The organism is Methylocaldum sp. (assembly GCF_039794385.1).
GTDB lineage: Bacteria > Pseudomonadota > Gammaproteobacteria > Methylococcales > Methylococcaceae > Methylocaldum.
The window spans coordinates 1-3,008 of the sequence record NZ_JBDIVO010000463.1 but is presented as its reverse complement, the minus strand read 5'-3'; the positions used below and the strand labels follow the sequence as shown (position 1 = coordinate 3,008).

The following is a 3,008-nucleotide window of genomic DNA, read 5'->3' as shown; positions in this document are numbered from 1 at the left end:
ATGATGCTGCCTCACCAACAGAAGCGTAACTAAACCAAACTGTCTGGCTGGCTACCTATGCCGTGAGGCCGGGTGGCTGGCTACGAGAGTGTGTCGGAACCTCCGACGCGTTCCACTAAGGTATTTTCCGATTCGGGGTAAGGGATCCCGATGTGTAGGTCGGCAATCGTTTGCCGACAGCAACAGTCCGGCCTGCGGGTTTGTCGGCAAAGGATTGCCGACCTACGCTCTCCCCTCCCGGGACGAGTCTCACACACACAAACTATTTCGTCAGAATGAGCTTGTCGTTGCTGGTTAGGCGCAGACGGTATTCGTCTCCGCCATGTTCGATCACGATTTCACGACCGGAGCCCAACAACTCCGCACTTGTGACTCTGCGCTTCGAATGAAAGGGCCCCGCATCACCCCGACGATGCGGGCGATCGGTTTCGGTTCGGTTGCTTGGGCTCATACTTTTTCCTCATGTCGTTCAGCGGCGGCGGACGGCACATCCACCCTGTCGCAAATGATATCCATTATCATTTTCATTGACAACCGTTCTTGCTGCGCCTGACTCGTCGAGCCATGGGAATCTTTATGCGACCACCGAGGTCATAGGAATCAAAGAACTCAAAAAAATCCGCCACTGGGGTATCCAATATGACAAGCGACGACGTCCCCCCCATAAGGACCGATGGATTCGAATTCATCGAATATACCGCCCGTGACACTCAAGCCTTGGCGAGACTTTTCGAGCAGATGGGATTCAAGGCCGTGGCCCGCCACCGGTCCAAGGATGTGGTTCTATACCGGCAGGGAGAGATCAATTTCGTCATTAATCACGAACCGGGGAGTTTCGCCCAGCGCTTCGCGGAGCGGCACGGGCCTTCGATTTGCGCCTTCGCGATTCGCGTCGAAAATGCCGCCTGGGCCTTCCGGCGCGCGCTCGAACTGGGCGCCAGGCCGTCCGCCAGCGAGGCTGGTCCCATGGAACTCAATATCCCGGCCATCCGCGGAATCGGACGGAGCCTGATTTATCTGGTCGACCGTTATGGAGAGCATTCGATCTACGATGTCGACTTCGTTCCCATCGAAAACGAGCCGGCGGAACCTTTCGGGGTCGGCCTGACCCGCATCGACCATTTGACCCATAACGTGCGCAAGGGCCACATGGACGAATGGGCCGATTTTTACGAGCGCGTCTTCGGTTTCAGGGAAATCCGCTATTTCGACATCCACGGCAAGGCGACCGGGCTGAAATCACGGGCGATGGCGAGCCCCTGCGGAAAGATCCGCATTCCCGTCAACGAGCCTTCCGATCCCAAGTCGCAGATTCAGGAGTACCTCGACCTTTATCACGGCGAAGGCATTCAACACGTTGCTCTGGCCACGGACGACATCTACGCCACCGTTGAGCGGCTCCGCGAGAACGGCGTCCGCTTCATGGACGTGCCCGATACCTATTACGAGCGGGTGAACTCCCGCGTTCCGGGCCACGGTGAGAATTTGGAGCGGCTGCGGCGGAACCGGATTCTCATCGACGGCCTGCCGGGCAACAAAGTGGGCCTTCTCCTGCAAATCTTCACCGAGACCGTGATCGGGCCGATTTTCTTCGAGATCATCCAGCGGAAGGGTAACGAGGGCTTCGGCGAGGGCAATTTCCAGGCGCTGTTCGAGGCGATAGAAGACGACCAAATGAGACGGGGGGTAATCTGATGTTCCGCTGGATTTCACTGCCAAGAGTCGAGGGCGTCGCCGCCCGCCAGGCTCACGCCGATCTGCCCGAGGGCACTTACGAACGGGAATTGGGGCGGGAGGGCTTCTACGGCCCTTCCACGCAAATGCTCCACCGCCATCCGCCGACCGGCTGGATCAGCGTCGAGGGACCGCTCAGGCCGCGCGCCTTCGATACCAACCAGCTCACCGGAACCAGCGTCTCGCCATGGGACGCCACGCCGATGCTGGGCAATCTGAGCGTGAAAATCCGGTGCTGGCATACCTATTCCGCCATGGACCACCTGGTGCGGAACGGCGACGGCGACGAATTGCTGTTCGTCCACGAGGGCTCCGGGCATCTTTATTGCGACTACGGCCATCTCGCCTTTTCCGAGGGCGATTACCTGGTGATTCCACGGGGCACCCTGTGGCGCATCGAAACCTCCGGCATGGGCGTCTTCCTCCTGATCGAGGCGTCCAACAGTACCTACCGGCTTCCCGAAAAAGGCATCGTCGGAGCCCATGCCGTGTTCGACCCGGCGGTCTTGGACACGCCCAAGATCGACGACGCCTTTCTCGCCCAGCAGTCGGACCGGACCTGGCGGGTGCTGGTCAAGCGGCGGGATCGGCTCAGCGCCGTGACCTATCCCTTCAATCCGCTCGATGCCGTCGGCTGGCAGGGCACGCTGATGCCGGTCCGGCTCAACTGGCGCGATATCCGCCCGCTGATGAGCCATCGCTATCATCTTCCGCCTTCGGCCCATACCACCTTCGCCAGCGATCGCTTCGTCGTGTGCACCTTCTGCCCGCGGCCGCTGGAAAGCGATCCGGGCGTGCTCCGGGTGCCCTTCTATCACAACAACGACGACTACGACGAGGTGATCTTCTATCACCGCGGCCATTTCTTCTCCCGCGACAACATCCATCCGGGCATGATGACCCTGCACCCCAGCGGAATCACCCACGGCCCTCATCCCAAGGCATTGGAGGCGGCGAAGACGAGGTCGCGCACCGAAACCGACGAGGTGGCGGTCATGATCGACGCCCGCGACGCCCTCGAAGTGGCCGACCTGCCCCGCGGGGTCGAGTGGGCGGGCTACGTGGATTCCTGGAAATAGCCATGAAACTCGCTTCGCTGAAATCCGGAAGCCGCGACGGAACCCTGGTTATCGTCGACCGGGAGCTGAAAACGGCATTCCCCGCCCTGGAGTCCGGCTTCTCAACGCTGCAATCGGTACTGGAGAACTGGGAAGACGCCGCACCCGCACTGGAAACCACCTATCGCGCCCTCAATCAGCGCGAGCTCGATGCGC

2 protein-coding genes and 2 pseudogenes are annotated in these 3,008 nt (G+C 60.4%); 3 read left to right on the top strand and 1 reads right to left on the bottom strand.

Annotation, left to right across the window (positions count from 1 at the left end; all coding sequences use genetic code 11):
* Positions 1-262 precede the first annotated feature (262 nt).
* Positions 263-382 (bottom strand): annotated as a pseudogene (locus ABJK70_RS22765) (hemin uptake protein HemP); the annotation flags it as partial.
* 257 nt (positions 383-639) lie between these two features.
* Between ABJK70_RS22765 and hppD the strand changes: the two are divergent.
* From hppD to ABJK70_RS22750, 3 genes and pseudogenes are all read left to right on the top strand, one after another.
* Complete coding sequence (gene hppD, locus ABJK70_RS22760) at positions 640-1,695, top strand: 4-hydroxyphenylpyruvate dioxygenase (RefSeq protein ID WP_077729160.1); 1,056 nt, start codon at positions 640-642, stop codon at positions 1,693-1,695.
* Positions 1,695-2,813, top strand: coding sequence for a homogentisate 1,2-dioxygenase (locus tag ABJK70_RS22755; protein ID WP_347259226.1), 1,119 nt, complete (start codon positions 1,695-1,697; stop codon positions 2,811-2,813). Before hppD ends, ABJK70_RS22755 begins: the two co-directional genes overlap by 1 nt.
* Positions 2,814-2,815: 2 nt before the next feature.
* Positions 2,816-3,008: pseudogene (locus ABJK70_RS22750) on the top strand (2-keto-4-pentenoate hydratase); the annotation flags it as partial.

What these genes read in the sequence shown, in the direction of transcription:
- hppD (WP_077729160.1), top strand. Translation starts at nt 640, where the DNA reads ATGACAAGCGACGACGTCCCCCCCATAAGGACCGATGGATTCGAATTC.
- ABJK70_RS22755 (WP_347259226.1), top strand. Translation starts at nt 1,695, where the DNA reads ATGTTCCGCTGGATTTCACTGCCAAGAGTCGAGGGCGTCGCCGCCCGC.